The sequence below is a fragment of the Bradyrhizobium sp. CCBAU 51765 genome (genome assembly GCF_015291725.1).
In the GTDB taxonomy this organism is placed as follows: domain Bacteria; phylum Pseudomonadota; class Alphaproteobacteria; order Rhizobiales; family Xanthobacteraceae; genus Bradyrhizobium; species Bradyrhizobium liaoningense.
Map to the genome: position 1 here is coordinate 7,893,755 of NZ_CP030038.1, position 24,156 is coordinate 7,917,910.

At 65.5% G+C, this 24,156-nt stretch carries 25 protein-coding genes; 12 read left to right on the forward strand and 13 right to left on the reverse strand.

The window, feature by feature from the left end; all coding sequences use genetic code 11:
- The first annotated feature begins 15 nt into the window (after positions 1–15).
- Together XH96_RS36545 and XH96_RS36550 are read left to right on the forward strand one after the other, a co-directional pair.
- Positions 16–1,593 carry a sodium:proton antiporter gene (locus XH96_RS36545; RefSeq protein WP_194390115.1) on the forward strand — a complete coding sequence of 526 codons (1,578 nt, stop codon included), beginning with the start codon at positions 16–18 and terminating at the stop codon, positions 1,591–1,593.
- Positions 1,594–1,742: 149 nt separating this feature from the next.
- Positions 1,743–2,513 (forward strand): hypothetical protein, encoded by a 771-nt coding sequence (locus XH96_RS36550; RefSeq protein ID WP_194390116.1) that lies wholly within the window; start codon positions 1,743–1,745, stop codon positions 2,511–2,513.
- 61 nt (positions 2,514–2,574) lie between these two features.
- Here the strand turns inward: XH96_RS36550 and XH96_RS36555 are convergent, their stop codons facing one another.
- The 5 genes from XH96_RS36555 to XH96_RS36575 form a co-directional block, all read right to left on the reverse strand.
- Entirely contained in the window at positions 2,575–3,381 is an 807-nt protein-coding gene (locus XH96_RS36555; protein ID WP_194394396.1) for an SDR family NAD(P)-dependent oxidoreductase, read from the reverse strand.
- 12 nt (positions 3,382–3,393) lie between these two features.
- Positions 3,394–3,813 carry a DUF1850 domain-containing protein gene (locus tag XH96_RS36560; protein WP_194390117.1) on the reverse strand — a complete coding sequence of 140 codons (420 nt, stop codon included), beginning with the start codon at positions 3,811–3,813 and terminating at the stop codon, positions 3,394–3,396.
- Positions 3,774–5,894, reverse strand: coding sequence for a TRAP transporter permease (locus tag XH96_RS36565; protein ID WP_194390118.1), 2,121 nt, complete (start codon positions 5,892–5,894; stop codon positions 3,774–3,776). Before XH96_RS36565 ends, XH96_RS36560 begins: the two co-directional genes overlap by 40 nt.
- 193 nt (positions 5,895–6,087) lie before the next feature.
- Positions 6,088–7,035: a TAXI family TRAP transporter solute-binding subunit gene (locus tag XH96_RS36570; protein WP_194390119.1), complete on the reverse strand. Its 948-nt coding sequence runs from the start codon at positions 7,033–7,035 to the stop codon at positions 6,088–6,090.
- A gap of 324 nt (positions 7,036–7,359) precedes the next feature.
- Entirely contained in the window at positions 7,360–7,839 is a 480-nt protein-coding gene (locus XH96_RS36575) for a hypothetical protein (RefSeq protein ID WP_194390120.1), read from the reverse strand.
- A gap of 193 nt (positions 7,840–8,032) precedes the next feature.
- On the opposite strand from XH96_RS36575, the gene XH96_RS36580 reads away from it, so the two are divergent.
- On the forward strand, positions 8,033–8,338 hold the full coding sequence (locus tag XH96_RS36580; RefSeq protein ID WP_028180291.1) for a hypothetical protein: 306 nt from the start codon (positions 8,033–8,035) through the stop codon (positions 8,336–8,338).
- Between the two features lie 170 nt (positions 8,339–8,508).
- Here the strand turns inward: XH96_RS36580 and XH96_RS36585 are convergent, their stop codons facing one another.
- Together XH96_RS36585 and XH96_RS36590 are read right to left on the reverse strand one after the other, a co-directional pair.
- The gene (locus tag XH96_RS36585; protein ID WP_194390121.1) at positions 8,509–9,720 is read right to left on the reverse strand and encodes a hypothetical protein; all 1,212 of its coding nucleotides are present in this window, start codon (positions 9,718–9,720) and stop codon (positions 8,509–8,511) included.
- Positions 9,721–9,773: 53 nt separating this feature from the next.
- A complete protein-coding gene (locus XH96_RS36590) occupies positions 9,774–10,400 on the reverse strand; it encodes a CoA pyrophosphatase (protein WP_371740195.1) in 627 nt (208 codons plus the stop codon).
- 68 nt (positions 10,401–10,468) lie between these two features.
- On the opposite strand from XH96_RS36590, the gene XH96_RS36595 reads away from it, so the two are divergent.
- The 4 genes from XH96_RS36595 (at position 10,469) to XH96_RS36610 (ending at position 14,314) form a co-directional block, all read left to right on the forward strand.
- Positions 10,469–10,894, forward strand: a complete 426-nt coding sequence (locus XH96_RS36595) for a PaaI family thioesterase (protein ID WP_194390123.1) — start codon at positions 10,469–10,471, stop codon at positions 10,892–10,894.
- A 299-nt stretch (positions 10,895–11,193) separates the two neighbouring features.
- A complete protein-coding gene (locus XH96_RS36600; protein ID WP_194390124.1) occupies positions 11,194–12,204 on the forward strand; it encodes an aldo/keto reductase in 1,011 nt (336 codons plus the stop codon).
- Positions 12,205–12,219: 15 nt separating this feature from the next.
- The gene (locus tag XH96_RS36605) at positions 12,220–13,533 is read left to right on the forward strand and encodes a tetratricopeptide repeat protein (protein ID WP_194390125.1); all 1,314 of its coding nucleotides are present in this window, start codon (positions 12,220–12,222) and stop codon (positions 13,531–13,533) included.
- A gap of 202 nt (positions 13,534–13,735) precedes the next feature.
- The gene (locus XH96_RS36610; RefSeq protein WP_194390126.1) at positions 13,736–14,314 is read left to right on the forward strand and encodes a hypothetical protein; all 579 of its coding nucleotides are present in this window, start codon (positions 13,736–13,738) and stop codon (positions 14,312–14,314) included.
- Positions 14,315–14,317: 3 nt separating this feature from the next.
- On the opposite strand, the gene XH96_RS36615 is transcribed toward XH96_RS36610, so the two are convergent.
- Both XH96_RS36615 and XH96_RS36620 read right to left on the reverse strand, forming a co-directional pair.
- Positions 14,318–15,877, reverse strand: a complete 1,560-nt coding sequence (locus XH96_RS36615; protein WP_194390127.1) for an oleate hydratase — start codon at positions 15,875–15,877, stop codon at positions 14,318–14,320.
- Between the two features lie 94 nt (positions 15,878–15,971).
- Positions 15,972–17,798 (reverse strand): long-chain fatty acid--CoA ligase, encoded by a 1,827-nt coding sequence (locus tag XH96_RS36620; protein WP_194394397.1) that lies wholly within the window; start codon positions 17,796–17,798, stop codon positions 15,972–15,974.
- A gap of 111 nt (positions 17,799–17,909) precedes the next feature.
- On the opposite strand from XH96_RS36620, the gene XH96_RS36625 reads away from it, so the two are divergent.
- The 3 genes from XH96_RS36625 to XH96_RS36635 all read left to right on the forward strand — a co-directional run bounded on the left by XH96_RS36625 (position 17,910) and on the right by XH96_RS36635 (position 19,479).
- Positions 17,910–18,257, forward strand: coding sequence for a DUF3088 domain-containing protein (locus XH96_RS36625; protein ID WP_194390128.1), 348 nt, complete (start codon positions 17,910–17,912; stop codon positions 18,255–18,257).
- 176 nt (positions 18,258–18,433) lie between these two features.
- Complete coding sequence (locus tag XH96_RS36630) at positions 18,434–19,003, forward strand: cysteine hydrolase family protein (protein WP_194390129.1); 570 nt, start codon at positions 18,434–18,436, stop codon at positions 19,001–19,003.
- 161 nt (positions 19,004–19,164) lie between these two features.
- The gene (locus tag XH96_RS36635; RefSeq protein WP_194390130.1) at positions 19,165–19,479 is read left to right on the forward strand and encodes a hypothetical protein; all 315 of its coding nucleotides are present in this window, start codon (positions 19,165–19,167) and stop codon (positions 19,477–19,479) included.
- Positions 19,480–19,513: 34 nt separating this feature from the next.
- On the opposite strand, the gene XH96_RS36640 is transcribed toward XH96_RS36635, so the two are convergent.
- The 4 genes from XH96_RS36640 to XH96_RS36655 form a co-directional block, all read right to left on the reverse strand.
- On the reverse strand, positions 19,514–20,785 hold the full coding sequence (locus XH96_RS36640) for an NAD(P)/FAD-dependent oxidoreductase (RefSeq protein WP_194390131.1): 1,272 nt from the start codon (positions 20,783–20,785) through the stop codon (positions 19,514–19,516).
- A gap of 7 nt (positions 20,786–20,792) precedes the next feature.
- Positions 20,793–21,500 carry a dihydrofolate reductase family protein gene (locus tag XH96_RS36645; protein WP_194390132.1) on the reverse strand — a complete coding sequence of 236 codons (708 nt, stop codon included), beginning with the start codon at positions 21,498–21,500 and terminating at the stop codon, positions 20,793–20,795.
- Between the two features lie 19 nt (positions 21,501–21,519).
- On the reverse strand, positions 21,520–22,197 hold the full coding sequence (locus tag XH96_RS36650) for an FABP family protein (protein WP_194390133.1): 678 nt from the start codon (positions 22,195–22,197) through the stop codon (positions 21,520–21,522).
- A 164-nt stretch (positions 22,198–22,361) separates the two neighbouring features.
- Positions 22,362–22,610, reverse strand: a complete 249-nt coding sequence (locus XH96_RS36655) for a hypothetical protein (RefSeq protein ID WP_194394398.1) — start codon at positions 22,608–22,610, stop codon at positions 22,362–22,364.
- Positions 22,611–22,915: 305 nt separating this feature from the next.
- On the opposite strand from XH96_RS36655, the gene XH96_RS36660 reads away from it, so the two are divergent.
- Both XH96_RS36660 and XH96_RS36665 read left to right on the forward strand, forming a co-directional pair.
- Positions 22,916–23,461: a sigma-70 family RNA polymerase sigma factor gene (locus tag XH96_RS36660; RefSeq protein ID WP_124159487.1), complete on the forward strand. Its 546-nt coding sequence runs from the start codon at positions 22,916–22,918 to the stop codon at positions 23,459–23,461.
- Positions 23,458–24,099, forward strand: a complete 642-nt coding sequence (locus XH96_RS36665; protein ID WP_194390134.1) for a ChrR family anti-sigma-E factor — start codon at positions 23,458–23,460, stop codon at positions 24,097–24,099. Before XH96_RS36660 ends, XH96_RS36665 begins: the two co-directional genes overlap by 4 nt.
- The last annotated feature ends 57 nt before the right edge of the window (positions 24,100–24,156 follow it).

The window sequence follows — 24,156 nt, forward strand, 5'->3', positions numbered from 1 at the left end:
GATTGGTGCTAGCTTGTGGCGCCGCTCAGGTCGGTCTCGGGGATCATCGTGTCGACATTCGAATGGATCATTGCACTTCTGCTCGGCGCTGTTGCCTTATCGGCGCTGGCGCGGCGGATCAAGGTCCCTTACCCGACCTTTCTCGCCATCGGTGGCGCTCTGATCGCCTTCGTGCCGTCCAGTCCGTCCTGGGCGCTGGAGCCGGACCTGGCCTTGGCCCTTTTTGTCGCACCGGTCCTGCTCGATGCCGCCTTCGACACCTCGCTGCGCGATCTACGGAACAATTGGGTTCCGGTCTCGACCCTGGTGGTCGCCGCAGTCGGCCTGACCACGGCCGCCGTGGCCTACGTCGCGCACCGGCTGATGCCCGACATGCCCTGGGCCGCCGCGGTCGCGCTCGGCGCGATCGTGGCGCCGCCGGATGCGGCCGCTGCCGTTGCGATCCTGAGCCAGGTGAAGCTGCCCCACCGCATGATGAAGGTGCTGGAGGGCGAGAGCCTGCTCAACGACGCCAGCGCGCTTCTAATCTATCGCATCGCGGTCGGCGCGGTCGCCACCCAGCATCTGACATGGAGCCAGGTCGCACCGACCATGGCGCTGGGCCTGGTCGGCAGCGTCATCGCCGGCCTGGTCGCGGCCCGCATCATCCTCCCCATCATGGAGCGCGTGAAGGAGGCGCCGAGCGCCATCATCGTGCAGTTCGCCACCACCTTCATGATCTGGATCGCCGCCGAGCATCTCGGCCTCTCCGGCATCCTCACCATCGTGGTCTATGCCATCGCGATCGCGCGCACGGCGCCGGTACGCATGCCGGCGCGGCTGCGGGTGCCGTCCTATGCGGTCTGGGAGACGATGGTGTTCGTGCTCAACGTGCTCGCCTTCATGCTGATCGGCATGCAGATGCGACCGATCTGGACGCGGCTGGACGCGGACGTGCGCTGGGAATATTGCGTGGCCGCCGGCTGGATCCTGCTCACCGTGGTGCTGGTACGGCTGTTCTGGGTGACGTTCTACCGCGCCACGTTGCGCGCGCTGGTCGCGCGCGGGATCTACCATCCGAAGGATCCGAAACAGGTCGCCTCGGCGAGGGGCGGCCTCATCATCTCCTGGTGCGGCATGCGCGGCCTCGTCACGCTGGCCGCCGCCTTTGCCCTGCCCGAGAACTTTCCCTATCGCGACTTCATCGTCTTCATTGCGTTCGCGGTGGTGCTGGGTTCGCTGGTGATCCAGGGCCTGACGCTGCGGCCGCTGATCCTCGCCTTCAACCTCGAGGACGATGATCCGGTCGGCGTCGAGGTCGCGCGCGGGCGCGCGGTCGCCTATCGCGCAGCGCTCGATGCGATCGAGAGCGATCCGTCGGAGGAGGCGGAAATCCTGCGGCTCGAGTATCGCGCCATCCTGATGCAGGCCGAGACCGATCCGAACGGCGGCATCGCCAATGGCGAATTGCCCGCCGATCCCCTGCGCCGCCGCGCCATCGAGGCCGCGCGCAAAGCGATCTTCGACCTCCGCACCACCGAGGTGATCGGCGACGACGCGTTTCATCGGCTGGAGGAAGAGCTCGATCGCGCAGAATTGAGCGCAGGGGGATGATGTCTCTCCGCGGTCGTCCCGGACAAGCGCGCCCTAAGCGCGCAAATCCGGAAATGACGGCGAGCTTTGGGGCGTTCAGCAACGTGCGCCAGGTCACACAGATCATCCCGAACTTTGAACCAAGCCCCGCCGCCCCAGACTCACCCCTGATGACGACCCTGATCGACGACCGTCGTGTCCGCGCGCGTGATGCGTCGCCTGCACGATATTTTTATCTCAACATGGCGCTTGCCTGCGCCGCGACCGCCTTCCTCGGCTTCGCACCGACCTATTGGGTGCCGCTCGCTCACCGGACGTTGTCCGCAAGCCCGGTGATTCATTTTCACGGACTCTTGTTCTTCACCTGGTCACTCTATTTCGTGCTCCAGACTTGGCTCGCGGCCTCGGGCCGTGTGGTCAACCACCGCTCGTTAGGCATTGCCGGCGTCTCGCTTGCGACCGCTATGGTCATATTTGGCTTCTTCGCATCCGTGACCTCGATGAAGAACGCCGCGGCGCTTGGGAAGGCCGATGCAGGCGTTGCCTTCTCGATCGTGCCGATGAGCGGAATCGCGTTCTTCGCCGTGGTGTTCGTGCTGGCGATCATGAACACGCGCAGACCGGAGATCCACAAGCGCCTGATGCTGCTGGCGGCGGTCTCGATCCTCGATGCCGCGATTGCGCGCTGGTTCCTGACCTTCCTCGCGCCGCCGGGACCGCCCGGCCCGCCGCCGGTGCCCGTGACGATTGCGCCGGCCGTCGTCGCCTCCCTTCTGCTCGTCGTCGCCATGGTGCGCGACTGGCGCACCGAGGGCCGCGTGCATCCGGTCTACATCTACGGCACGCTCGCGCTATTGGCGGTGAAGGTGCTGAACTGGCCGGTCAGCGAGACGGCGGCATGGCATGCCTTCGCCGGCGGCATCCTGGCGCTGGCGCAGTAATCACCGCTGTCGTCCCGGATCGGCGCGCGCTGGTCCGGGACGACAACGGAGTATGAGGCGCTTACGCCCCCGCCTTGCACGTGATCCCGCCGTCGACCACGAGCTCGATTCCCGTCACGTATTTCGACTCGTCCGAGGCTAGGAACAGCGCGGCGTTGGCGACGTCGAAGGCATCGCCCATGTGGCCCATCGGCACCTGCGCATCGCGCGCGCGCCACATCGCTTCCACGTCGCCCTTGGCGTAGCTGGCGGCAAGACCCGCTGAATGCTCGACCATCGGCGTCTTCATCAGGCCGGGCAGGATCGCGTTGACGCGGACATGATGGCGCGCGAACTCGATCGCCGTGGTGCGCGTCATCTGGTTCATCGCCGCCTTCGAGGTGCCGTAGGTGACGTAGGAGATGCCCATGTGGCGGATCGAGGCGATCGAGGAAATGTTGATGATTGAGCCGCCGCCCTGCTTCACCATGACGGGGATGACGTGCTTCATGGCGAGATAGGCGCTCTTGAGGTTGACGCTGAAGACGCGGTCCCAGCTCTCCTCGCTCACCTCGACCACGCTGCCCATCTCGGCAATGCCGACATTGTTATCGAGCACGTCGATGCGGCCATGGGCCTTCAGGCACGCTGCCACCATCGCCTCGATCTCACTTGCGCGCGACACGTCGGCCGTGAACGCCGTCGCCTTGCCGCCTTCCTCGGTGATGATCTTCGCGGTCTCCTCGGCCGCGGCATCGTTGCGATCGACGCAAAACACCTGCGCGCCCTCGCGCGCGAACGCCACCGCGGTGGCCTTGCCATTGCCCCAGCCGGGCCCGATCGAGCCGGCGCCCACCACCATCGCAACCTTGCCCTTGAGCCTATCCATCATGATCTCCCTTTATTTCTCTTGTTGTTCGCAGATGCTCATTGTGGTGACGTTAGCACCGATCGGATGGCCGACAATCTCCGACAATGTCCGGCACTTCCCGTCATGGCACAATCGCCATTCCCCGGCCGCACCGGAATTACCGAGGATCACCTCCTGCATCGGCGAACGCTGCGGCCGCCATTGAAACCAGCCATCGACGAGCCGCGCCTCGGGCGGCGGCTCCATGCCGGGCCCGGTGCCCTTGACGCGAGCCTGCACCAGCTCGAGGCCGGCAGGCGTGACACGCCAATCTTCCTGCCATTCGACCTTCGCGACCGAATGCGTCCAGGCCAGCGTGAAGGCGGACAGGGCCAGCGCCTTCACACCTGATGCCGTTGCGAAGCAGAGGCTCACGCCGCCTCGACCGCCGCCGGCGGGCGCTGCCGCCATTGCCACAGCGCCAGCGCAGCAGCGAGCACGAAGCCCGCGGTGTCGCTGAACGGGAATTCGCCGAGCAGGCAGAACGCGGCGCCGAGCGCAACCAGGCGCTCGATCAGCGTCAGCCGCGTGAACAGGAAGCCGATCGCGACCATGCCGAACAGGCCGATCGCCACCAGCGCCTTGGTGGCGGCCAGCGCCACCGCGCCGTAGAAGCCAAGCTTGGCCGCCATGGGATCGCCCGCCTGCAGCATCAACGCCGGCGAGTAGACGAAGATGAAGGGGATGACGTAACCGGCGAGCGCGATGCGCATCGCCTCCCAGCCGATCTTGTCCGGGTTCTCCTTCGCAATCGGTGCCGCCGCAAGCGCGGCCAGCGCCACCGGTGGCGAAAGGTCGGCCATGATACCGTAGTAGAACGCGAACATGTGGCTCGCGATCAGCGGCACGCCGAGCTTGGCGAGGGCCGGCGCGGCGAGCGCGGCGGTGATGATGTAGGTCGGGATGGTCGGAATGCCGGTGCCGAGCAGGATCGACAGCAGCATGGTCATGACCAGCGCCAGGAACAGGCTCTTCTCGCCGAGCCCGATCACCCAGCCGCCGAAGATGGTGCCGACGCCGGTCTGCGACATCATGCCGATGATGACGCCGACGATGGCGCAGGCCATGCCGACGGTGATGGCGGATTTCGCGCTCTCGGCCAGCGCATCGCGGCAGGCGCGCAACGCCGCAAAGCCGCCGCGGACGAAGGCCGTGATCACGATCAGCCCGACCACGACGCTTGCGACCGGCACGATCTGCAAGCCGTCGCGTGACAGCGCGGCGACCACGAGCGCAAGTCCGATCCAGAAGATGTAGCGGATCGCCGTCGCGGAGACGCCGGCCGTGATGGCAGTGCCAAGGATCAGCGTCACGGTCAGCGCGAGGCCCATGCTGCCGGCATAGAGCGGCGTGAAGCCCTCGAACAGCATGTAGACGAGGGCGGCGAGCGGCAGCACGAGGTACCAGCGCGTCACCAGCGCCTTCCAGGCGCTCGGGATTTCCGAGCGCTTCATGCCGACGAGGCCGTGCTTGCCGGCTTCGAGATGCACCATCCAGAACGCGGAAGCGAAATAGAGGATCGCGGGGATCGCGGCAGCCTTGACGATCTCCGAATACTGCACGCCGAGCGTCTCGGCCATGATGAAGGCGACCGCGCCCATCACCGGCGGCATGATCTGGCCGCCCATCGACGCCGTCGCCTCGACGCCGGCGGCGAAGGCACGGCGGTAGCCGAACCTGATCATCAAGGGAATCGTGAACTGGCCGACGGTGACGACGTTGGCGACGCCCGAGCCTGAAATCGTGCCCATCATGCCCGAGGCGAACACCGCGACCTTGGCAGGTCCGCCGCGGGTGCGGCCGAACAGGCCGAGCGAGACGTCGGTGAAGAGCTGGATCATGCCGGCACGCTCCAGGAACGAGCCGAACAGGATGAACAGGAAGATGTAGGTCGCCGACACGTAGATCGGCACGCCGTAGAAGCCTTCGGTGCCGAACGACAGATGCGTGACGATCTGGTCGAAATCATAGCCGCGATGGTTGAGCGGCGACGGCAGGTACTGGCCGAAGAACCAGTAGACCAGACACGCGCCGCACATCAGCGGCAGCGCCGCTCCCATCAGGCGCCGCGTGCCCTCGAAGATCAGCACCGCGAGCAGCGTGCCGACCACGAGATCGAGCCGGGTCGGATCGCCGTCGCGCGCGATCAGGTCGGCGTAGAAGATCCATTGGTAGAGGCCGCAGAAGAAGCCGGCGCCGCCGATCACCCAGCCGAGCGCACGGCCGAAATTGCTCTTCGCAGTGAAGTTCGCGATCAGGCCGAAGGTGAGCAGAACGAGGAAGCCGACATGGACGCCGCGCACCACCTGGCTCGGCAGATAGTTGAAAGCGGCGACATAGAGCTGGAAGGTCGCGAACGCGATGCCGATCCAGTAGGCGAGCAGTCCCCACCAGCCCGGGCCGAAGCCTTCCGGGAAACCATGCTCGAAATTGTCGAACTCGACCTTGACCTTGTCGGGCGCCGTCGCCGTGCCCTCTGCCTTTTCGAGCATATCGTTCGTCCTTAGCCTGTCCGCCCCGGACAGCGGTGGCACATGGCGCCAAAACGTCATGCCCGGGCTTACCCTGGGCATTCACAACTTTCCCTCTCCGTCATTCCGGGGCGATGCGCAGCATCGAGCCCGGAATCTCGAGATTCCGGGTCTGGTCCTTCGGACCATCCCGGAATGACGACGAAAGAGAGACCTACTTGATCAGCCCTTTTTCCTTGTAATAGCGGATCGCGCCGGGGTGCAGCGGAACCGGGCTGCCATTGGCTGCGGTCTCGAGCTTGATCTCCTTGCCGGCCGCATGGGCGTTGACGAGTTCGGGCAGCGACTCGTAGACCAGCTTGGTCATCTGATAGGCGAGATCGTCCGACACGGCGGAGCTCGTGACGAGATAGTTGATCACGGCCGCAGTCGGCACGTCCTTGTCCTGACCGGTATAGGTCTTGGCCGGAATGATCGCCGAAACGAACGGGGGCCCGATCTTGTCGACGGTCTCCTTCGGCACCGACACCACAGTGATCGGGCTCGAGGTCGACAGGTCCTTCAGCGAGGCGACGCCGAGCCCGGCCGATTGCAGCGTGGCGTTGAGCTGCCGGTTCTTCATGAGATCGACCGATTCGGCGAAGGGCAGATATTCGACCTTGCCGAGATCCTTGTAGCTCATGCCGGCGGCCGCGAGGATCGCGCGCGAGTTCAGCTCCGTGCCGGACTTCGGCGCGCCGACCGACAGGCTCTTGCCCTTGAGGTCGGCGAGCGTCTTGATGCCACTGTCGGCGGTCGCGACGATCTGGATGTAGTTCGGGTAGATCGCGCCGATGGTCCGGAGCTTGTCGAGCTTGGTCTTGAAGCCGGCCTCCTCCTCGCCGTCCCAGGCCGCTTTCAGCGAGTCGCCGAGCGTGAACGCCAACTCACCGCGCCCCTGCTGCAGCAGGATCAGATTCTCGACCGACGCCTTGGTGGCCTGCACCTGCGTCTTCACGTTCGGAATCTTGTCGCCGTAGATCTTCCCGATTGCGACGCCGAGCGGATAGTAGACGCCCGAGGTGCCGCCGGTCAGCACGTTGATGAAGGATTGCGCATGCGCGCAAGGCGCCGACGCCGCCAGAGCAAGAGCCGCGGCCACGCCGAAAATCGTCCGTTTCATGGTTGTTGTTCTCCCCAAACCGGCGGCGAAATTGGCTGGATGAGGGGTGCGGGTCAACCCATCCAAAAGGCAAAACAGGACTGCCGTAAGGTTCGGCTCGTTCTTTTCGGGAACCCGGCGGCTGCGGCGAGTTGGCGCAGCGCGAGGCCGTTGCTGCGTCGGATGCGAAGGCTGGAGCGGCTTGCTCGGTCACCCTCCCGTGTGCGGGAGAGGCCGGCGCGTCCGGGCGAGGGTTCTCTCCTCTAGGGGACTATCCCATCGTGGAGACACCCTCTCCCCAGCCCTCCCCGCAATCGGGGGAGGGAGCGCACCATTGCTGGCGATCTACTGGAACGTCATGTCCAGGCACTTGGAGATGTCGGAGCCGAGGCCGGAGGAGATGGTGATGCAGCCGCGGATCTTCTGCGCGCCGACATCGGCGGCCCAGACCGAATAGCCGCCGGGGCCGAAGAACGAATTGGTGTTCGGCGGCTCGGTCTCGGTGGCGTCGAAGTCGTAATGTCCGTCGGTCTCGAAGATGCGCGGTTTCTTGGTGCAGCCGCCGTCGGTCTGGACGTTGATGACCTCCTTGTTGTCGCGGGTCAGAGCCAGGGAAACCTGGCAGCGGAAATATTCCGACGTCTTGGTGTTGAAGAGATAAGTGTAGGACTTGCAGGTCGCCGTGTTCAGCTTGCCCGGCGCGAGGCCGCGGCTGCAGGAAATGCGCTGATTATGGCTGAGCTGGTAATCATCGGCGCGGGCCGCCGGCGCCATCGCCGCCAGCGACAATGCAGCAGCCCAGCAAAGCTTGATCACATGGCGCATCCGAATCATCCCTACCAGTAATTTTGTCGAATTGCGTTCTAGACGGAAAGCGGAACATAGTCGCGAGGGGACGAAGGGAAAATCACAAGCTACTGGGCAAGACGTGATGCGCTGCGGCGCTTTCGCAAATTGACCCTGTCGCGCCGTTCGTGATTTGTTCAAGCCTGGAATGTCCCGACGGTGGGAGGATGGGATGACGGCATTTTCAACCAAGACATTTGCAATCGTAGCCGCGCTCGGCGCCTGCGCAGGGCCCGCATTGGCGCAAACCGGAGCGACGCCCTGGGAGCTCAAGCCCGACATGGGCTATGCCTATGACAGGGACGGCAAAACCTATTCCTACAAAATGGGTACCAGCAACGCCGGCGAGCTCCTCAAGGGAGCCAAGAAGGTGCCGAAGGGCACGCTGTTCTTCATCGGCCAGAACGGCCAGCTCTACATGCGGAGCGGCCCTTATCTGGAGGGCGACGGCAAGTTCAAGTTCGGGCCGGATCAGTAAAGTCTGATCGGCTCTCGCCGATTGCCGCACCACGCACTCGGTGTCATCACCCGCGAAAGCGGGTGATCCAGTATTCCAGAGGCCGCAGCAATTGAATCGAGAGGCTGCGGCGTACTGACATGCCCCGGTCGAGCCGGGGCATGTCAGCGGAAAACGTGGCGGACTGAGAGCTAAAACGCCCCCGCGAGCTCCCGCGCGCCGGCTTTGCTGCTGTTCGAGTCCATCCGCTCGTCGGTGACGGCAAGCAGCTTGGCCACCGTGTTGTGGCGGATCGCGACCGGATTGCGCTCGTAGCCGCCGCGCTGGAAGAAGTTCGAGGTGGGCACCTTCTCGCGCATCGCCTGCGGCATCGTCACCATGTCGAGACCGGTGCCGTCGCCGGTGAGGTTCATCATTTCGAGCTCGGCCGCGGAGAGCGGTCGGGTGTAGCCCTTGGCGCGGGCGAACAGCACCGACGTCAGCAGCTTGTGGGTCTGCAGCATCGGGCCAATGTCGACGTCGAGCACCATCGCATGCATCGCCCAGCCCTGTGGGGTGTTGCCGATCTTCTCGTGCTCCGACCAGGTGTCGGGCACCGACTTCGCATGCGCCACCATCTTCCTGAGCACGGCGAGCTTGTGCTCGAGCGCATGCCGCGCCGGCCCTGATGTCCGCGCCACCTTCTCGGACAGCGCACGGATGAGTTCATGGCCCTGCTCCGCCAGCAGCTCGACGCTGTTGGTGGTCAGCAGCTGGTTGTAGCCCATCGCGGTCGAGATCGCGCGCTTGCCGCCATGCTCGATGCCCGCCTGCACGTCGTAGCTGCCGGTGCCGCCGGTTTCGAACGAATAGACCCGCACCGCCTGCTCACGTGTCAAGCCGTTGGCCAATGCATAGCGCGCATAGGCGCGCTTGAACTCGAGCTCGCTGGACGGGCGCTGCGGCGTGAATTGGTAGAGCTCCTGCGCCGCGCGCAGGAAATCGGCAACCACCGGAATAGGCTTTCGCGGCGGCCGTTCCGGCGTCTCCTCCGGCTCCGGGTTCACCGGGCGCTTCGGCCCGGCATAGAGCGGCGGATGCTCCAGGACGTAATCGTCGAGCGTGATCTGCTGCCCATTGCGTCGCTTGGCGTTGCGCGTCTTCCGCTTCTCGGAGATCTGGCTCCAATAGGCGCCGGCCTCGGCATCGAAGGCCGCGCGCGCAGCCTGATATTCCGCCAGCTTGCGGCGATATTCGAGCACGGCCGGCGAGGCACCTTGCGCGAAGAACTGCGACAGCAGCTGGGCGTTGGCATTGCGAACGGCCGGCGGCAGCGCGTCGGCTTCGGCGCCGCGCGCAGAGGGTGAGATCAGGACCAGCGCGAATGGAACCAGCGCCAGGCTTCTTCGAATCGAACGATGCATGCTGCTCTCTTAGCAGGCATCCGGTAACCGTCACGTTAACGCGCCGTTTACCATCACTTCCAGGCAAATACCGGTTGTTCCAGGTCGGTGACGCGGGTCTGCCGCCCCGCCAGCACCTCGCGGAACTGGTAGATCAGCGCCGCGGTGGGCGCGTGGATCAGGCTCATCTGGTGATGGAAGCGGATCACGCGGCGGCTGCTTTCGGGGATCGCGACGAAATCGAAAGCGTCCTCGCGCTCGATCGTCGCCAGCGCGATGCGATGCACGGACGCGACCTCCTCCGGGTTCGGCCGGATCGCGCCGCTGCCCGCAGCCCAGACCACGACCGGCGTGATCAGATAGCCGGACCGCGTAGGATAGTCGTCGAGCGTGCCGAGCACATCCGCGTCCGTAAGGCGAAGGCCGAGCTCCTCGTCGAGCTCGCGCAGCGCCGCTTCGACCGGCGTCTCGCCGGGATCGCATCGGCCGCCCGGCAGCGCCCATTGACCGCGATGGGCGCGCAGATGCGACGCGCGCAGCGTGAGCAGCAGCGCAGTGTCGTCGCCCTCGCTCGCGGTTAGCGCAACCGCCACCGCGGCGCGCTTGAGCGTCGCTTGCGCATCATCCTCCTGCAGGCGCGTGAAGGCCGCGCAGGCATCCGCGATATTCCGCCGTGTGGCATCATCGAACGGTCTCATGATGCTTGACTACACCACGTCCGGCCCCGATGAAATGCGCTCGCAAGGCCCACGCAGGAACGGACGACGACATGACCACCAAGGCCGCCGCAAGGCTCAAATCAGACGGCTGGAGCATCCTGGAGACCACGGGTTTCCTCCACCTCGTCGGTCCCTTGTGGGAGCGCAAGGTCGACGGCCATTACGAATTCGCACTCGCCACGGAGGACAAGCACCACAATCGCCGTGGCATGGTCCAGGGCGGCGTGATGATGACCTTCGCCGACCGCACCTGCGGCATGACGGCCCGCCATGTCTCCGGCAAGGAATATCTGGCGACGGTGCAGCTCGACACCCACTTCGTCGAGGCCGGCCAGATCGGCGACATCCTGATCTCCCGCCCGCGCGTGGTACGCTCGACCCGTAGCCTGATTTTCATGAGCACCGAAGTCAGCGTGGACGATCGTTGCGTCGTGATGGCAAATGGCGTGTTCAAGATATTGAAGGGGCCGGCGTAGGCGAAGCGGTCAGGCCGCCACCGAGCTCACCGCATACTCGCTGTCATTCCCCGCGAACGCGGGGAATCCAGTACGCCGCGGCCTCTCGACCGATCACAGCCGTCTCAGCGTACTGGATCGCCCGATCGCGTCGGGCGATGACACCGTATATGAGGCAGGAGCGCCTCCACCCGTCGTTGCGAGCGCAGCGAAGCAATCCAGAATCCCTCCACGGACACATTTCTGGATTGCGTCGCTGCGCTCGCAATGACGAGATGACGCGACTATGCTGGTGCCTGAAACGCACCAAGGACCCGCCCATGCAATACCGCCAACTCGGCCGCAGCGGCCTGAAAGTGTCGCCGATCTGCCTGGGCACCATGATGTTCGGCGGGCCGACCGATGAAACCGCATCGAAGCGGATCATCGACAAGGCACACGGCGCCGGTATCAACTTCATCGATACCGCCGATGCCTACTCGAAAGGCGCATCCGAAGAGGTGGTGGGGCGCGCGATCGGCAACAACCGTCACGCCTGGGTGCTCGCCACGAAGCTCGCCAACCCCATGGGTAACGACCCGAACCGTGGCGGATTGTCACGACGCTGGGTCTTGCAGGCTGCCGACGAAAGCCTGACGCGGCTCGGCACCGATCACATCGACATCTACTATTTGCACAAGGAAGACCACGCGACTCCGCTGGAAGAGACGGTGCGCGCGATGGGTGACCTGATCCGCGCGGGCAAGGTGCGCTATTTCGGCGTCTCCAACTACCGCGCCTGGCGCGTTGCCGAGATCTGCAACATCTGCGACCGGCTCGGCATCGATCGACCCGCGGTGAGCCAGCCTTACTACAACGCCATGAACCGCATGCCGGAGGTCGAGCACTTCCCGGCCTGTTCCTATTACGGTCTCGGCATCGTGCCCTATAGCCCCTTGGCGCGCGGCGTGCTCACTGGCAAGTACAAGCCAGATGCAGCCCCCGACAAGGAGACGCGCGCAGGCCGCAACGACACCCGCATGATGCAGACCGAATGGCGGCCGGAATCGCTGCGCCTTGCGCAGGAGATCAAGACTCACGCGGAGAAGAAGGGCATCACCGCCGGACAGTTCGCGGTCGCCTGGGTGCTGAACTCCGCCTTCGTCTCGTCGGTGATTGCCGGTCCCCGCACCGAGGAGCAATGGGACGGCTACATCAGCGCGCTCGATTACTCCTTCACCACGGAGGACGAGGCGCTGGTCGACCGGCTGGTGACGCCGGGCCATCCCTCGACGCCGGGCTACAACGACCCCGCCTATCCGATCGAGGGCCGTCGCGCGCGGACGGCTTGAGAACGAGAGACGACGATGCCGCTCGAAGACCGCTACGGCCTGCCGCTCTCCACCACCTCGCATGAGGCAGCAAGCGCCTATCGCGAAGGCGTCGACCTCATGCTCGCGGGCTGGACCGGCACGGCGGAGACGCTGGATCGCGCGATCGCGACCGACCCGGATTTCGCACTTCCCCATATCGCCCGCGCCCGCGTGCATGCCTTCTACCAGCAGGGCGATCTCGCGCGGCAGAAGGCGGCGCTCGCGCGCGAGCTGGTGGCGAAGCGCGGCTCGATGCGCGAGCGCTCGCATGTCGAGACCCTGGCGCTCGCGATCGAGGGCCGGCTGCCGGAGGCGATCGCATCGACGCTGAAGCACGTCGACGCATGGCCACGCGACGCCGTGGTGCTGTCGCTGCCGCTCGGCGCTTTCGGCCTGTTCGCATTCTCCGGCATGGCCGACCACGATCGCGCCCGGTACGAGCTCTGCGAGCGCGTCGCGCGGCATTATGGCGAGGACTGGTGGTTCCTCACCATGTCCGGCTGGGCGATGACGGAGAATGGCGACGTCGCCCGCGGCCGCGCCGTCACCGAGCGCGGCTTCAATCTGCGCCGGGCGAACGCCCACGCCGTGCACGCGGTGCTGCATGCGATGTTCGAGGACGGCTCGATCGATGCGGCCGACCGCCTCGTCGACGAGTGGATCCCGACTTACGACCGGGCCGGACTCCTGCACAGCCATATCCGCTGGCACCAGGCGCTCGGCGCGCTCGAGCATGGCGATGCGGCGCGGGCGCTGTCGATCTATGCCGACGTGATTCAGCCCTCCGCCACGCAGGCGCCGCCGCTCAACGTCGTCACCGACAGCGCCTCGCTGCTCTGGCGCCTGTCGGCCTACGGCCATGCCGTGCCGAAAGCGCTGTGGCGCGAGGCTGATGCCGCCGCGCAAAAGCTGTTTCCGAAGTCGAGCCTGTCCTTCGCCGACGTCCACATGGCGCTGTTCGCGGCCGCCACGCAAAACCGCGAGGCGCTCGCCGCGCGCCTTGGGGCGATCGAGCAGCGGCTCGCTGACGGCAAGCTGCCCGCCGGTCCCGTGGTACCGGCAATCTGCCGCGCGCTCTTGGCGTTCGCCGATGAGGATTACCGGACTTGCGTCCAGGTGCTCGCGCCGGTCCTCGGCGAGGTCGTGCGCATCGGCGGCAGCCATGCCCAGCGCGAGCTGATCGAGGACACCTTTATCGTCGCGCTCATGCGCAGCGGTGAGCTGCCCCGCGCCCGCGCCCTGCTGGATGCCCGCCTGCACCGCCGGCCCTCGCTTCGGGATGCGCGCTGGCAGGCGGCGATGGGCTAGCTCCGCCACGAAAAAAACACTGCCCTGATGGCATGTGCTGGCCATACGGGTTGGGCAATTTGGGCAAAGCGCCGTCGGGGGTGACGCGGTGGTATTCCAGGCGGGAATTGCGGTGCAAACGGGATCGCAACCAATTTGCGGTTCGATGGTTGTCGGACGGACCCTGTCCGCCGCCACGGCCCCCTGGCACACGAGCCCAACGATGCGCCTCCGCCGACCGGTCCTCGCCGCCCTGATCATGGTCTTGGCAAGTCCTTGTTTTGCCGAGACTTCTGGACCCATTCCGGTCAACAATCCGCAGCCGCAGCAGAACGCCTTTATCGACCTCCTGGCGCTGATCTCCGGCCACTGCAAGACGTTCAAGGTCGCAGGCCGCACCTATGCCTGCAAGACGGTGGCCTACGCCCATGGCGACAAGGGCCGGGTCAATTTCGCGGTCGCTGTCGACAATCCCTCCGATGACAGCCACGTCGTGTCGTTTTCCGGGGAGAACGGCAAGCGCGCCGACGACAATTCCTACGAGCTGCCGATCGACCGCATGCTGCTGAACTCAAAGGACCGCCCCAGGGTCGACGGCCTGCCGGTGCCGGCCGAGCAGACCTCCACCGGTGTCTGCCGCCAGACCGGCAATTTCGCCGCCCGGAAGGTGAACGACGTCACCTGCTCGGCGACCGACAACCAGGGCCGGAAATACGAGCTCGTGTTCGTCTCCGACGGCTCGCCGGTCAGCGTGCGCCGCATCCGCCAGTCGGCGCCGTCGATCCAGGACCCGTTCAAGTAGCCATCACGTGAACGCCTTTTCCAGCGTCGCGAAGATCACGGCGAGCGACTTGTCGTGCCGCGTCACCGGCGGCACCGGGCGATCGATCTTCATGAGCCGATAGACCGCCATCTGCGCCGCACGCACCGAATATTCGACGGTGAACACGACGTCATCGGGGATTTCGACGAACTGGCTGACGAAGGCGAGATTGACGGAATTTTTGGGCACCGGCAGCGGACGGTCGGCCGCCTTGCGCGGCATGAACATGCTGGTGATGTAGGGCATGCGGCAGGGAATGCAGATGGCATCCTCGAACACGGCGGGATCGAAGTTCAGGTGACCGCAGAGCTCCTTCAGGATGTCGGCGCCGCCGCAATCCGACATTGGCTTTGCCACGAAATTGCCGATGCGGTCGGGATGCAGCGCGTAGCCCCAGAACACCTGCACGTTCTTGGGCTGGCCCGTGAAATGCGGCTGGTGATAGAGCACGACCGACATCAGCCAGTTGGAGTCCTTGAACGTGACGAGACCGCCGGTGCCGGCCCTGTTGCCCGAGAACGCTTCCATCCGGTCGAAGAACCGGGGATCGCGGCAGGTGACGGTGAAGGACAGCCAGTAGGATTCGGGGATCGAACTGTTGAACGCCGACGGATTGCCGAATTCGGGACGTCCTTGCGCGATCGTCTCCCACAGCGCCCAACCCTGACTATCGGCCTTGGTCAGGCGCGGCGGCGGCTCGGTCATCGTGCCCAGGCTCGAAGCGTCCGTCATCGAGCCGTTCTGGAAGAAGACGAGATCGCCGTCTTCGACCCGGACGTTGGCGGTGCGGCTGTCGCGGTCGAGCGTGAGCTGACGCACGCGCAAGCGCGCGCCGTCGGCCTCGAACGCCATGTCGGTGACGCGCGTGCCGCGCACGAACTGCACCCCCTGGCGCTTGAGCCAGTCGGCGAGCGGCCGCACGATCGCGTCATACTGATTGTAGACGGTGCGCTTGACGCCGCCGAGCGTCTCGATGCGCGGAAACTCGCTCATGAAGCGGTGCAGATAGCGCTTCAGCTCGACCGCGCTGTGCCAGGGCTGGAAGGCGAAGGTGGTCTGCCACATGTACCAGAAATTGGACTCGAAGAATCCGGGCGACAGCCAGTCGGTGATGCGGCTATTGCCGAGCGTCTCCTCCGAAGCTTCGGTGAGCCGCAGCAGCTCGATCCGGTCGCGCGCGGAAAAGCCCATATGCGAGACGTCGACCTTGAAGCGGTTGCGGTCGACCAGCCGCGCGCGGGAATGCGCCGGGTTCTCTTCGTTGAAGGCGATGGTCTCGTCGCGCACGCTGAGGCCGGGATGTTCGAGCGAGGGAATGCTCGAGAGCAGATCCCAGGTGCATTCGTAATGGTCGGTGGTGAGCATGCGGCCGCCGCGCAGCGAATAGGCGCCGTTCGCGAGCTGCGCGCCGTCGAGACTGCCGCCGACCAGCGGCTGCGTCTCGTAGATCACGATGTCGCGCCCCGGCAGCTGCGCATCGCGAACGAGGAACGCCGCGCCTGCGAGCGATCCAATGCCACCGCCGATGAAATACGCCTTCATGATCCGCCTCGATTGCATTTCGAATGTCGCGGCCACATTGCATCGGGCGGCGGCGGCCGAAGTTGCGCTGGATCAAGGGCAACCGGAGGCGAAATCACGTCGACGTTATCGGCGCCGGCTTCCTGGCGTAGATCTGCTCGATCTCGGCGGCGAAGCGGCGCTCCAGCGCGGGGCGCTTGTTCTTCAGCGTCGGCGTGAGCAGGCCGCCGGCAATGGTCCACGGATCCAGGGTCCACCAGACCGCGCGCGGCGTCGCGTAGGACGGATAGGCCTTCACGGCGGCCGCAATCCTGGCCAGCAGCACAGCCCGCTCCGCCGCGGCGCCTTGCTTGCCGCTCGCCGCGAGCCTTTCTTTTTCCTGCACCCAGGCTTTTGCATTCAGTACGACCAGCGCGGCGAGGAACGGCCGCTGTTCGCCGATCACCAACGCTTGCTCGAACAAGGGATCGGCGAGGATGGCGGTCTCCAGATCCACCGGCGCGATCTTCTCGCCGGTCGAAGTGACCAGGATGTCCTTGATGCGGCCGGTGATGGTGATACGCCCGTTCTCGATGCGGGCCTGATCGCCGGTGTGCAGCCAGCCATCGGCCTGCTTGACCCTGCGCGTCTCCTCCGGCTTGTGCCAGTAGCCGAGCATCACGCTCGGCCCGCGAACGAGCAGCTCGTCGAGCTCGCCGAGCCTGACCTCCAGACCGTCCAGGACGCGGCCGACCGAGGACGGATCGTTGTCGTCGGGCGTATTGACGGACACGACCGGCGAGGTCTCGGTCATGCCGTAGCCCTGAAGAACGTCAAGCCCGAGCGCGAGAAACAGGTGGATGACCGGCTCGGCAATCGGAGCGCCGCCGGAGACCGCAACGCGCAGGCGCCCGCCGAACTGGGCCAGCACCTTGTCGGCGACGAAACGCTTCAGGAGCGGCCAGGCAAGCCGGTCGAACAGCGCCGGCGAGCGGCGACCCTGCCGCACATCGAAGCGCCGGCCTCCGACGGCAAGAGCAAGATCGAGCAGCGCGCGTTCTGCGCCGCCGGCCGCCGCGCGATGTTGCATGATCAGGGCGTAGATGCGCTCGTAAATGCGCGGCACCGAAACAAGCACCGTCGGCCGCACCGTTTTCAGGTCTTCCCCGAGCTGCGACACCGAGCGCGCATAGGCGACGCAGGCGCCAACCGCGATCGGATAATAGTAGCCGCCGGTACGCTCGAAGGTGTGCGAGAGCGGCAGAAAGGACAAGAAGACGTCGTTCGGCACGGCCGCGATGCGCCGCGCGACGGCCTTCACGTTGGCGACGATGTTGCCATGCGACAGCATCACGCCCTTGGGCCGGCCCGTCGTGCCCGAAGTGTAGACGATGGCGGCAAGATCGCCCGGCTCGACCGCGACGTCAGCCAGCGGCGCGCCGGCGCTTCGAGGCTCCGCAAGCCAGCGGTCGAGCGCGACGATACGGGCGTCGGCAGCACTGAGCCCCGCCGCATCCGCGCAGATGATGCGCTTGAGATGGTCGAGCGGCTGACCAGTGGCGGTGATCGCCTGCCAGCGCGCCAGCGTATCCACGAACAGCAGCAGCGCACCGGAATCGGCGAGGATGTAGGCGATGCTGTCGGGGTTGTCGACGGCATGCATCGGCACCGGAACGAGCCCGCGCGACAGCGCCGCCTGGTCCATCGCGACATGGGGAATGCCGTTCGGCATCAGGATGGCAACGCGCTCGCCGGCCGAAAAGCCCTCCGCAGCCAGCGCCCGCCGCCAGCGCTCGAATTCCGCATCGATGTCCTGCCAGGACTGGCTGACCCATCGCCCGGCAGCGCCGTCAAAATGGCGATAGGCCTCCGCCGCCGGCGTCGCACGGACGCGCCAGCGCAGGAGCTCCGGCAGTGTCGTCACGTCGGCGAGTGACTGCGGTTGACTGATCGGCCCCGGCATGGCGTTCTTTCTTAACCCTATTGATCCCCAACCATTTGGGGCCTCGACACTAGGCCGGCCAGACCGCGCCGCCTTGATCCTCAGCAAGGCGGCCATGCTTCGGAGCGACCCATGACGCGCGACCGCCTGTTTCTGCTGCGTCCCGGTTTCGAGGATCCGGCCTTTCCGAATCGCCGGTTCTACTGCTGGCATTGCGCGCTGATCGAGGGCGTGCTGGCCTCGTTTCCGGCGCTCGCCGAAAAGCTGGACGTCGAGCGGGTCCCCTGGCCGCGACCGCGGCAAGCCGTGATCGCGCTGGTCGGCGAGGAGAACCAATCGCTGCCGCTGCTCGTGCTCGCGACTGGGGCGACTTCGCCGCACCAGACCGGCAGCCATCATGGCCGCGCCTTCATCGCCGACAAGGACGCGATCCTCGCCGCGCTCTCCGAGCGCCACGGCTTTCCCGATCCGCATCCATAGAAAGAATTCCCGCGGCCCGCGTAGCCCTATTCTGATGTCGCGGCTCTACAGGCGCACCTTCGAGCTGCGCTGCGTCCGGGGCACGGAAACTGTCGCGAAACGAGGGAAGATCGGCATTGCGCTTCCCTGATCGTCTCGCATAGTCGGCCGAACAAACCTGCCGAGAGCCACTCCTCATGCCATACCCCCTCCCCGCCCTCATCGTCGTCGACGTCCAGCGCGCATTCGACGAATGGGAAGCTGCGGGCAAGCGACGCAACAATCCGGATGCGGTGGCGCGCATCGTCGATCTGCTGAAGGCCTTCAGGACGAATCGCGCGCCGATCTTCCACATCCGCCACGAAGGCACGAAGCCGAATTCGTCGTTTCTGCCATCGCGTTCCGGCTACGCGGTCAAGGACGAGGCGCGCGAGCAGGACGGCGAGCCCGTGATCGTCAAGCGCGTCAACAGCGCCTTCATCGGCACGGAGCTCGAGACCCGCCTGCGCGCAAGCAACATCGCCACGCTCGTCATCTGCGGCGCCACCACGAATCATTGCGTCGAAACGACGACGCGGATGGCGGGCAATCTCGGCTTCGATGCATGCCTGGTGCGCGATGCGACCTGGACGTTCGACCGCATCGGGCCCGACGGCGAGGCGCATTCCGCCGAGGAAATCCACGCCATGACGCTGTCGAATCTCAACGGCGAATTCGCGCGCATCGCCACGACGGACGAGGTGGTCGCATCATTCGCGGCGAAGTGATGGCGACCGCGCGGCGACGCCGGTGATGCGACAATACATCTCACGATGAACGAATCATCCTCGTGAAGTCCACATCACACTGCGTCGTTTCGACGCCCGCATTGGCTGGAACGCAGCCAGCACCCATGTGTTGTCACACGACATTCAACTGGAGTGATGACATGAAGTATCTCATTGCCGCGATCGCCCTCGGTGCTGCGGCGTTCGCCGGCGGATCGGCGGCCAACGCGGCAGGAAGCGTGGGCGCCAAACAGACCGCGCAGGAAAGCCGGTCCACCGACATCAGCGCGCACCGCAGGCACCATCGCTGGCACGGTCACCATCATCACTGGCGGCATCATCACGGCCACTACCGGCCCCATTACAGAAGCTACGGCTACTATCCGCGGCACCACGGCTATTACGGCGGCGGACCGTATGGCTATTACGGCGGCGGTCCCGGCGTGACGTTCAGCTTCGGCGGCGGACGCTGGTAAGACAAAAGGCCCGCAGAGATGCGGGCCTTTTCCGTTATCCCTGCAAGATTCTCTCCGCCGTCTCCAACCCGCTCGCCAGCGCCGCCTCGACTGTGCCCATATCGCGGCCGCGATAGAGCGCTTCACCCGAAAACAGCACGCGCCCGTCGGCACGTGCGAGGATCGCCTGTGCCTCCCGCGTCCGCGGCGTCGCCCAGGAATAGGCGCCGCGCGCGAATCGATCATGCGCCCAGTTGATCGCAGCCGCCGCCACGAGCTCGCGCGCGATATCATCGCGCGGCAGGCCGAACACGGCGGCGAGCGAGCCGAGCCCGGCATCGATCAGTCCTTGCGGATCGAGGCTTTCCAGCTCCGCCGTGCGCGGGCCGCCGAACCAGCCCGTGAACACGGGCTGCTGGTCCGGATGGCGCGTCCACCACACCGGGATCGCCTGGTCGGACAAGAGGAAGGTCATGTCCGCGAGATTTTCCTTGCGCTCGCGCCACCATGGCCGAGCGAAGCGCAGCAGGATCTTGATGACATTGCCGAAGCCGATGTCGTCGGCAGCGGCAAGCTTCGCGCGCGCCTCCGCCGGCAGCGCGATCTCGCGCAGCAGGGGCAGCGGCACGGTGAGGATCACGCGATCGCAGGCGTGCACATCACCGCCGGCGCAGCGAACGGTCACCGCGCCGCCCTCCTCCGCGAGGGCCGACACGACACAGCCGAGGCGGATGGTCGCGCCGTGCCTGCGGCAGTCGGCCGCCAGCACATCGATCATGGCACCGTATCCGCCGTCGATCCGCGCCAGCGGAGCATGTCCGCCATCCATCCATTCCGCGCGCAATGCCAGCGTGGACGCGCGCTCGGGGTCGGCCGCATCATAGCCCTCGACCATCCGTTCGATCGAACGGCGCATCGGCGCATAGTCGTCCCCGGCAAAATGCCGGCGCAGGAAATCGGCGACCACAAGATCGTCCTTCAGGCCCCGCAGCGTGGCTCGAAGCTCTGCCTCATGGAGATCGCGGCGATCCTCGCGCGCGAGCCTCGTCCCGTCAAAGCTCCACTGCTCGCCTTCGATCTCCTGAAGGGACAGCCCGGCGTCGCGCAGGAGTGCGCGCGTGACCGGCGCCTCGCCATGAACGAATTCAGCGCCGCCATCGGCGCGATAGCCGAACTCCGAGGCCGGCAGCGGATGAATGCGGCCGCCACAGCGCTGGCGTGCCTCCAGGATCGTCACCTTCCGGCCGGCACGCGCCAATTCGCGCGCCGCCATCAGGCCGGCCGCACCGGCACCGACAATGACGATGTGCTCGGATGGATCGGACATGCCGCGCTTACCGGCTCACTGCGCGAGGGTCGTTCTTGATCAGATATCGCAGCAGCAGGACGCCGCCGCCGAGCTCGCGCGTGCTCTCCAGAGTCATCGCGGTGATCGGTGCACGCCGGTCGCTGTCCGCCTCTGTCGAGTCGAACACGAAGGGGGCGCCCCTTGCGCCGTCGATTGCGGGGCTGAGGATCAGGTTGAACTCGTCGATGAGACCGGCGCGCAGGAACGCGCCGTTGGCGACGCCGCCGCCCTCCACCAGCAGACGCTTCACGCCCAGCTCGCGGGCGAGGATGTCCAGCGTCAGCCCAAGGTCGATCTCGGACTTGCCGGCAAAGATGTAGGACACGCCCTCGCCACGAAGGCCGGCGAGATGCGAATCCGGCACACGCTCGGTCAGCACGACGACGATCGGGTCGCCGCCGATGTCCGAGCGTCCCCAGCCGATCTTGCCCTGTGCATCGAGCACCACGCCATAGGTCTTCGCATCGCGCGAAGCAAACCAGCTTTCGCGCGGGAATGTCGCGTCCGTCGCGGGATAGGGCTTGCCCTTGGCGAACTCCGCCCCGGTGACGCGGCCGATCACCCAGGCATCGCCGCCGAGTTCGTCATGGATCTTCTCGAACCAATCCGTGCCTGCCCCCTTCGGACGCCAGCGGCTCGGATGCGTGCGGCCGTCCAGGCTGGAGTGCATCAGACAGATGACATACGGCTTCATGCAATTCTCCGGGTAGCGCTCAGGCCGCGGATCCACCGCCGGCTGCTGCATTTTCCTTGGCGCGATCGTTGACGATCGCCGCCAGCGGATTGAGCTTTGGCGGCGCGACGAGCTGGAGCGTGTTGGTGTCGCGATGATTGAACGGCGCGCCGCGCACGAACAACTCGGTCTGGATCAGATAGGTCCAGCTGCCGTCATCGTTGAAGGTGATGTCGCAGCGGTAGGCATCGGTACGGAACGCCTGTTCCAGGAAGTCGGTCGAGCAGATTCCGTAAGCGGTGTCGCCGCGTTTGGCCGTGACCGTGATTGTCCTGTCATCCGGCCCGGCCTTGCCCGACGCCAGCAGCACCTGCCCGCGCGGGATCGCCAGAGTCTGCATGATCAACCCGGTTGCGGGCTCCCACAGCCAATAGCCGACCTGGTCGTGGAAGGTGATGTCTTCCTCGGGCGTGTTGATGTGGATGTGATAGCGCAGGCCGTACAGCAGCTGCGGCCCGTTGGCCTGCGGATCGATCGGGTCCATGCGGATGCGCTCGATGAAGGTTCGCCGCTCCGGCCCTTCCGCCTTCGGATTGATGTCGATGCCCTTGTCCGCCTGCCAGGTGCCGGCGAGCCGCCGCAGCGGGCCGAGATTGGCAAGGCCGTCGGGCGAGACGTCCTCGGGCTCGGTGAAGATATCGGCGGGAATGGGGAGCATGGAGGCCTCGCGGGATTGCAGAGGCCAGCAATATCACAGCCAGGCGCGGCGTGAATTCAACTCGTGCCCCGACAAGCGCCGGAGGCATTCGAGCCATGCGACGATGCTCGTTGCATCCCGTGCGCCGACGGCCCGTGGCGCGGCCGCCGGCCCCGATACTGCTCTCAAGCTGCTTCCGACATTGATTTCGCGCGCTGCTCGAGCACGCCGATCGTCGACACCAGGTTATCGCGTCGTGTGCGCAGGTTGAGCGCGAGCAGCGGATAGGTCGGCTGGTTCACGTCGAACACCCTGGCCCGAGCTTCCTCCTCGAGGATGTCGGTGTTCAGGAGCCGAACGCGCCACCACAAATCGGCGATCAATGCATCGAGCCGGAGTTCACCGGGAGCACCAGAACGGGACATTTTCTGCATCACTTGCCTCAACCTGAAACGGCCTCTCGCCGAGACCTTGGCTTGGCTCCTGACTGAGCAAGCGGAGTGCCAGGATGGGCGGGTGGCAGGGCATGCGCATCGGAACCAATCGGAACCAGCAATTGAGCATTTCACGGTGATCTGGGGCCTGTTCCCGCTCGTTCTCAGCCACGGAGATCGCTTGTCGAGGCGCTATGATCGCTGCTATCCGGGCTATAGATGTGCCAATCCGGGCTGAAGCTGGCGTGCCCCGGAGGGGTAAGGTGCGGCTTTTCATTGGTGCGAGCAAAGGGCCGAAGGCAAAGGTGGACTGGGCTGATTTGATCGGACGCGTTGCCTCTCACGGTGACCGGGCCGCTTTCAAGCGGCTATTCGAGCATTTCGCGCCCCGTATCAAGGGGCTGATGCAGAGAGCCGGTTGCAGCTCCGACGAGGCGGAAGAGATCGCCCAGAACGCCATGATTGCGGTGTGGCGGAAGGCGAGCCTTTTCGATCCTGCGACAGCGGGCGCAGCGGCCTGGATATTCACGATCGCGCGCAATCTGCGGATCGATTTATTCCGTCGCAGAGCGCGGGCAGACCGTCTGCGGGCCGATTCCGAGCTGCCCGATGCACCGGATCCGGCCGAACCGGCCGATGCCGCCATTTCGCGAGTGCAAGACGCCGCACGGATCGAGGCGGCCATCAAGCAGCTCTCGACAGAGCAATCCATGGTGGTGAGGCTGTCGTTCATCGAGGAGAGGACGCACCCTGAAATCGCGAGCCTGCTCGGTATTCCGCTCGGAACGGTCAAGTCGCGGATCAGGCTGGCGATGAACCGGTTGAGAGACATATTGGACGAAGAAGCATGACGATCAGCCACCATCCGCCCGAAGATCTTCTGGCCGATTTCGCGGCCGGCAAGCTGGAAGAGGCTCATCAGCTGGTTGTAGGAGTGCATGTGGCAGGTTGCACGCGGTGCGCCCGCTTTGTGCAAGCCATAGAGCAGCTTGCGGGAGCAACGCTAGAGGATTTCGAGCCGGTGCCGATCGCGCCGGATGCGTTCGACCGTGTGATGTCGCGAATTGACAACTCTCCGGAAGATGAAGCGGCGCCCCCCCTCGCGTCCGCCACCGACCATGATCTTCCGCCGGCACTGCGAAAATATCGCATCGGCAAGCGCCGGCGCATCGCGCCGGGCCTGAGCATGCGGCCAATCGAGCTTTCCGGTTCGGGCAAGGCGCGCGCCTTTCTGCTTCGGTCCGCACCAGGCTCGCGCATGCTTGAACACACGCACACCGGCACCGAACTGACCCTCGTCCTCGAGGGCAGCTTCAGTCACGAGGGCGGACGCTTTGGTCCTGGTGATTTTGATTACGGTGATGATGAGATCGAGCATCGTCCCGTCGTCGGCGACGAAGGCCCGTGTGTCTGCCTGGTCGCAATGACCGGCGGCCTGCGCATGAACGGCTTTCTCGGCCGACTGATCGGGCCGTTCGTACGACTTTGATTTTCTCAAGTCCTTCTCCCGGGGGTGATCCAGACATGCGCCCGGAGCGTTTCGAAA

Excerpts from the sequence above, each read along its gene's own strand:
- XH96_RS36550 (WP_194390116.1), top strand. The coding sequence starts at position 1,743 with ATGACGACCCTGATCGACGACCGTCGTGTCCGCGCGCGTGATGCGTCG.
- XH96_RS36555 (WP_194394396.1), bottom strand. The coding sequence starts at position 3,381 with ATGGATAGGCTCAAGGGCAAGGTTGCGATGGTGGTGGGCGCCGGCTCG.
- XH96_RS36560 (WP_194390117.1), bottom strand. The coding sequence starts at position 3,813 with ATGGCGGCAGCGCCCGCCGGCGGCGGTCGAGGCGGCGTGAGCCTCTGC.
- XH96_RS36565 (WP_194390118.1), bottom strand. The coding sequence starts at position 5,894 with ATGCTCGAAAAGGCAGAGGGCACGGCGACGGCGCCCGACAAGGTCAAG.
- XH96_RS36570 (WP_194390119.1), bottom strand. The coding sequence starts at position 7,035 with ATGAAACGGACGATTTTCGGCGTGGCCGCGGCTCTTGCTCTGGCGGCG.
- XH96_RS36575 (WP_194390120.1), bottom strand. The coding sequence starts at position 7,839 with ATGCGCCATGTGATCAAGCTTTGCTGGGCTGCTGCATTGTCGCTGGCG.
- XH96_RS36580 (WP_028180291.1), top strand. The coding sequence starts at position 8,033 with ATGACGGCATTTTCAACCAAGACATTTGCAATCGTAGCCGCGCTCGGC.
- XH96_RS36585 (WP_194390121.1), bottom strand. The coding sequence starts at position 9,720 with ATGCATCGTTCGATTCGAAGAAGCCTGGCGCTGGTTCCATTCGCGCTG.
- XH96_RS36595 (WP_194390123.1), top strand. The coding sequence starts at position 10,469 with ATGACCACCAAGGCCGCCGCAAGGCTCAAATCAGACGGCTGGAGCATC.
- XH96_RS36600 (WP_194390124.1), top strand. The coding sequence starts at position 11,194 with ATGCAATACCGCCAACTCGGCCGCAGCGGCCTGAAAGTGTCGCCGATC.
- XH96_RS36605 (WP_194390125.1), top strand. The coding sequence starts at position 12,220 with ATGCCGCTCGAAGACCGCTACGGCCTGCCGCTCTCCACCACCTCGCAT.
- XH96_RS36610 (WP_194390126.1), top strand. The coding sequence starts at position 13,736 with ATGCGCCTCCGCCGACCGGTCCTCGCCGCCCTGATCATGGTCTTGGCA.
- XH96_RS36615 (WP_194390127.1), bottom strand. The coding sequence starts at position 15,877 with ATGAAGGCGTATTTCATCGGCGGTGGCATTGGATCGCTCGCAGGCGCG.
- XH96_RS36620 (WP_194394397.1), bottom strand. The coding sequence starts at position 17,798 with ATGCCGGGGCCGATCAGTCAACCGCAGTCACTCGCCGACGTGACGACA.
- XH96_RS36625 (WP_194390128.1), top strand. The coding sequence starts at position 17,910 with ATGACGCGCGACCGCCTGTTTCTGCTGCGTCCCGGTTTCGAGGATCCG.
- XH96_RS36630 (WP_194390129.1), top strand. The coding sequence starts at position 18,434 with ATGCCATACCCCCTCCCCGCCCTCATCGTCGTCGACGTCCAGCGCGCA.
- XH96_RS36635 (WP_194390130.1), top strand. The coding sequence starts at position 19,165 with ATGAAGTATCTCATTGCCGCGATCGCCCTCGGTGCTGCGGCGTTCGCC.
- XH96_RS36640 (WP_194390131.1), bottom strand. The coding sequence starts at position 20,785 with ATGTCCGATCCATCCGAGCACATCGTCATTGTCGGTGCCGGTGCGGCC.
- XH96_RS36645 (WP_194390132.1), bottom strand. The coding sequence starts at position 21,500 with ATGAAGCCGTATGTCATCTGTCTGATGCACTCCAGCCTGGACGGCCGC.
- XH96_RS36650 (WP_194390133.1), bottom strand. The coding sequence starts at position 22,197 with ATGCTCCCCATTCCCGCCGATATCTTCACCGAGCCCGAGGACGTCTCG.
- XH96_RS36655 (WP_194394398.1), bottom strand. The coding sequence starts at position 22,610 with ATGCAGAAAATGTCCCGTTCTGGTGCTCCCGGTGAACTCCGGCTCGAT.
- XH96_RS36665 (WP_194390134.1), top strand. The coding sequence starts at position 23,458 with ATGACGATCAGCCACCATCCGCCCGAAGATCTTCTGGCCGATTTCGCG.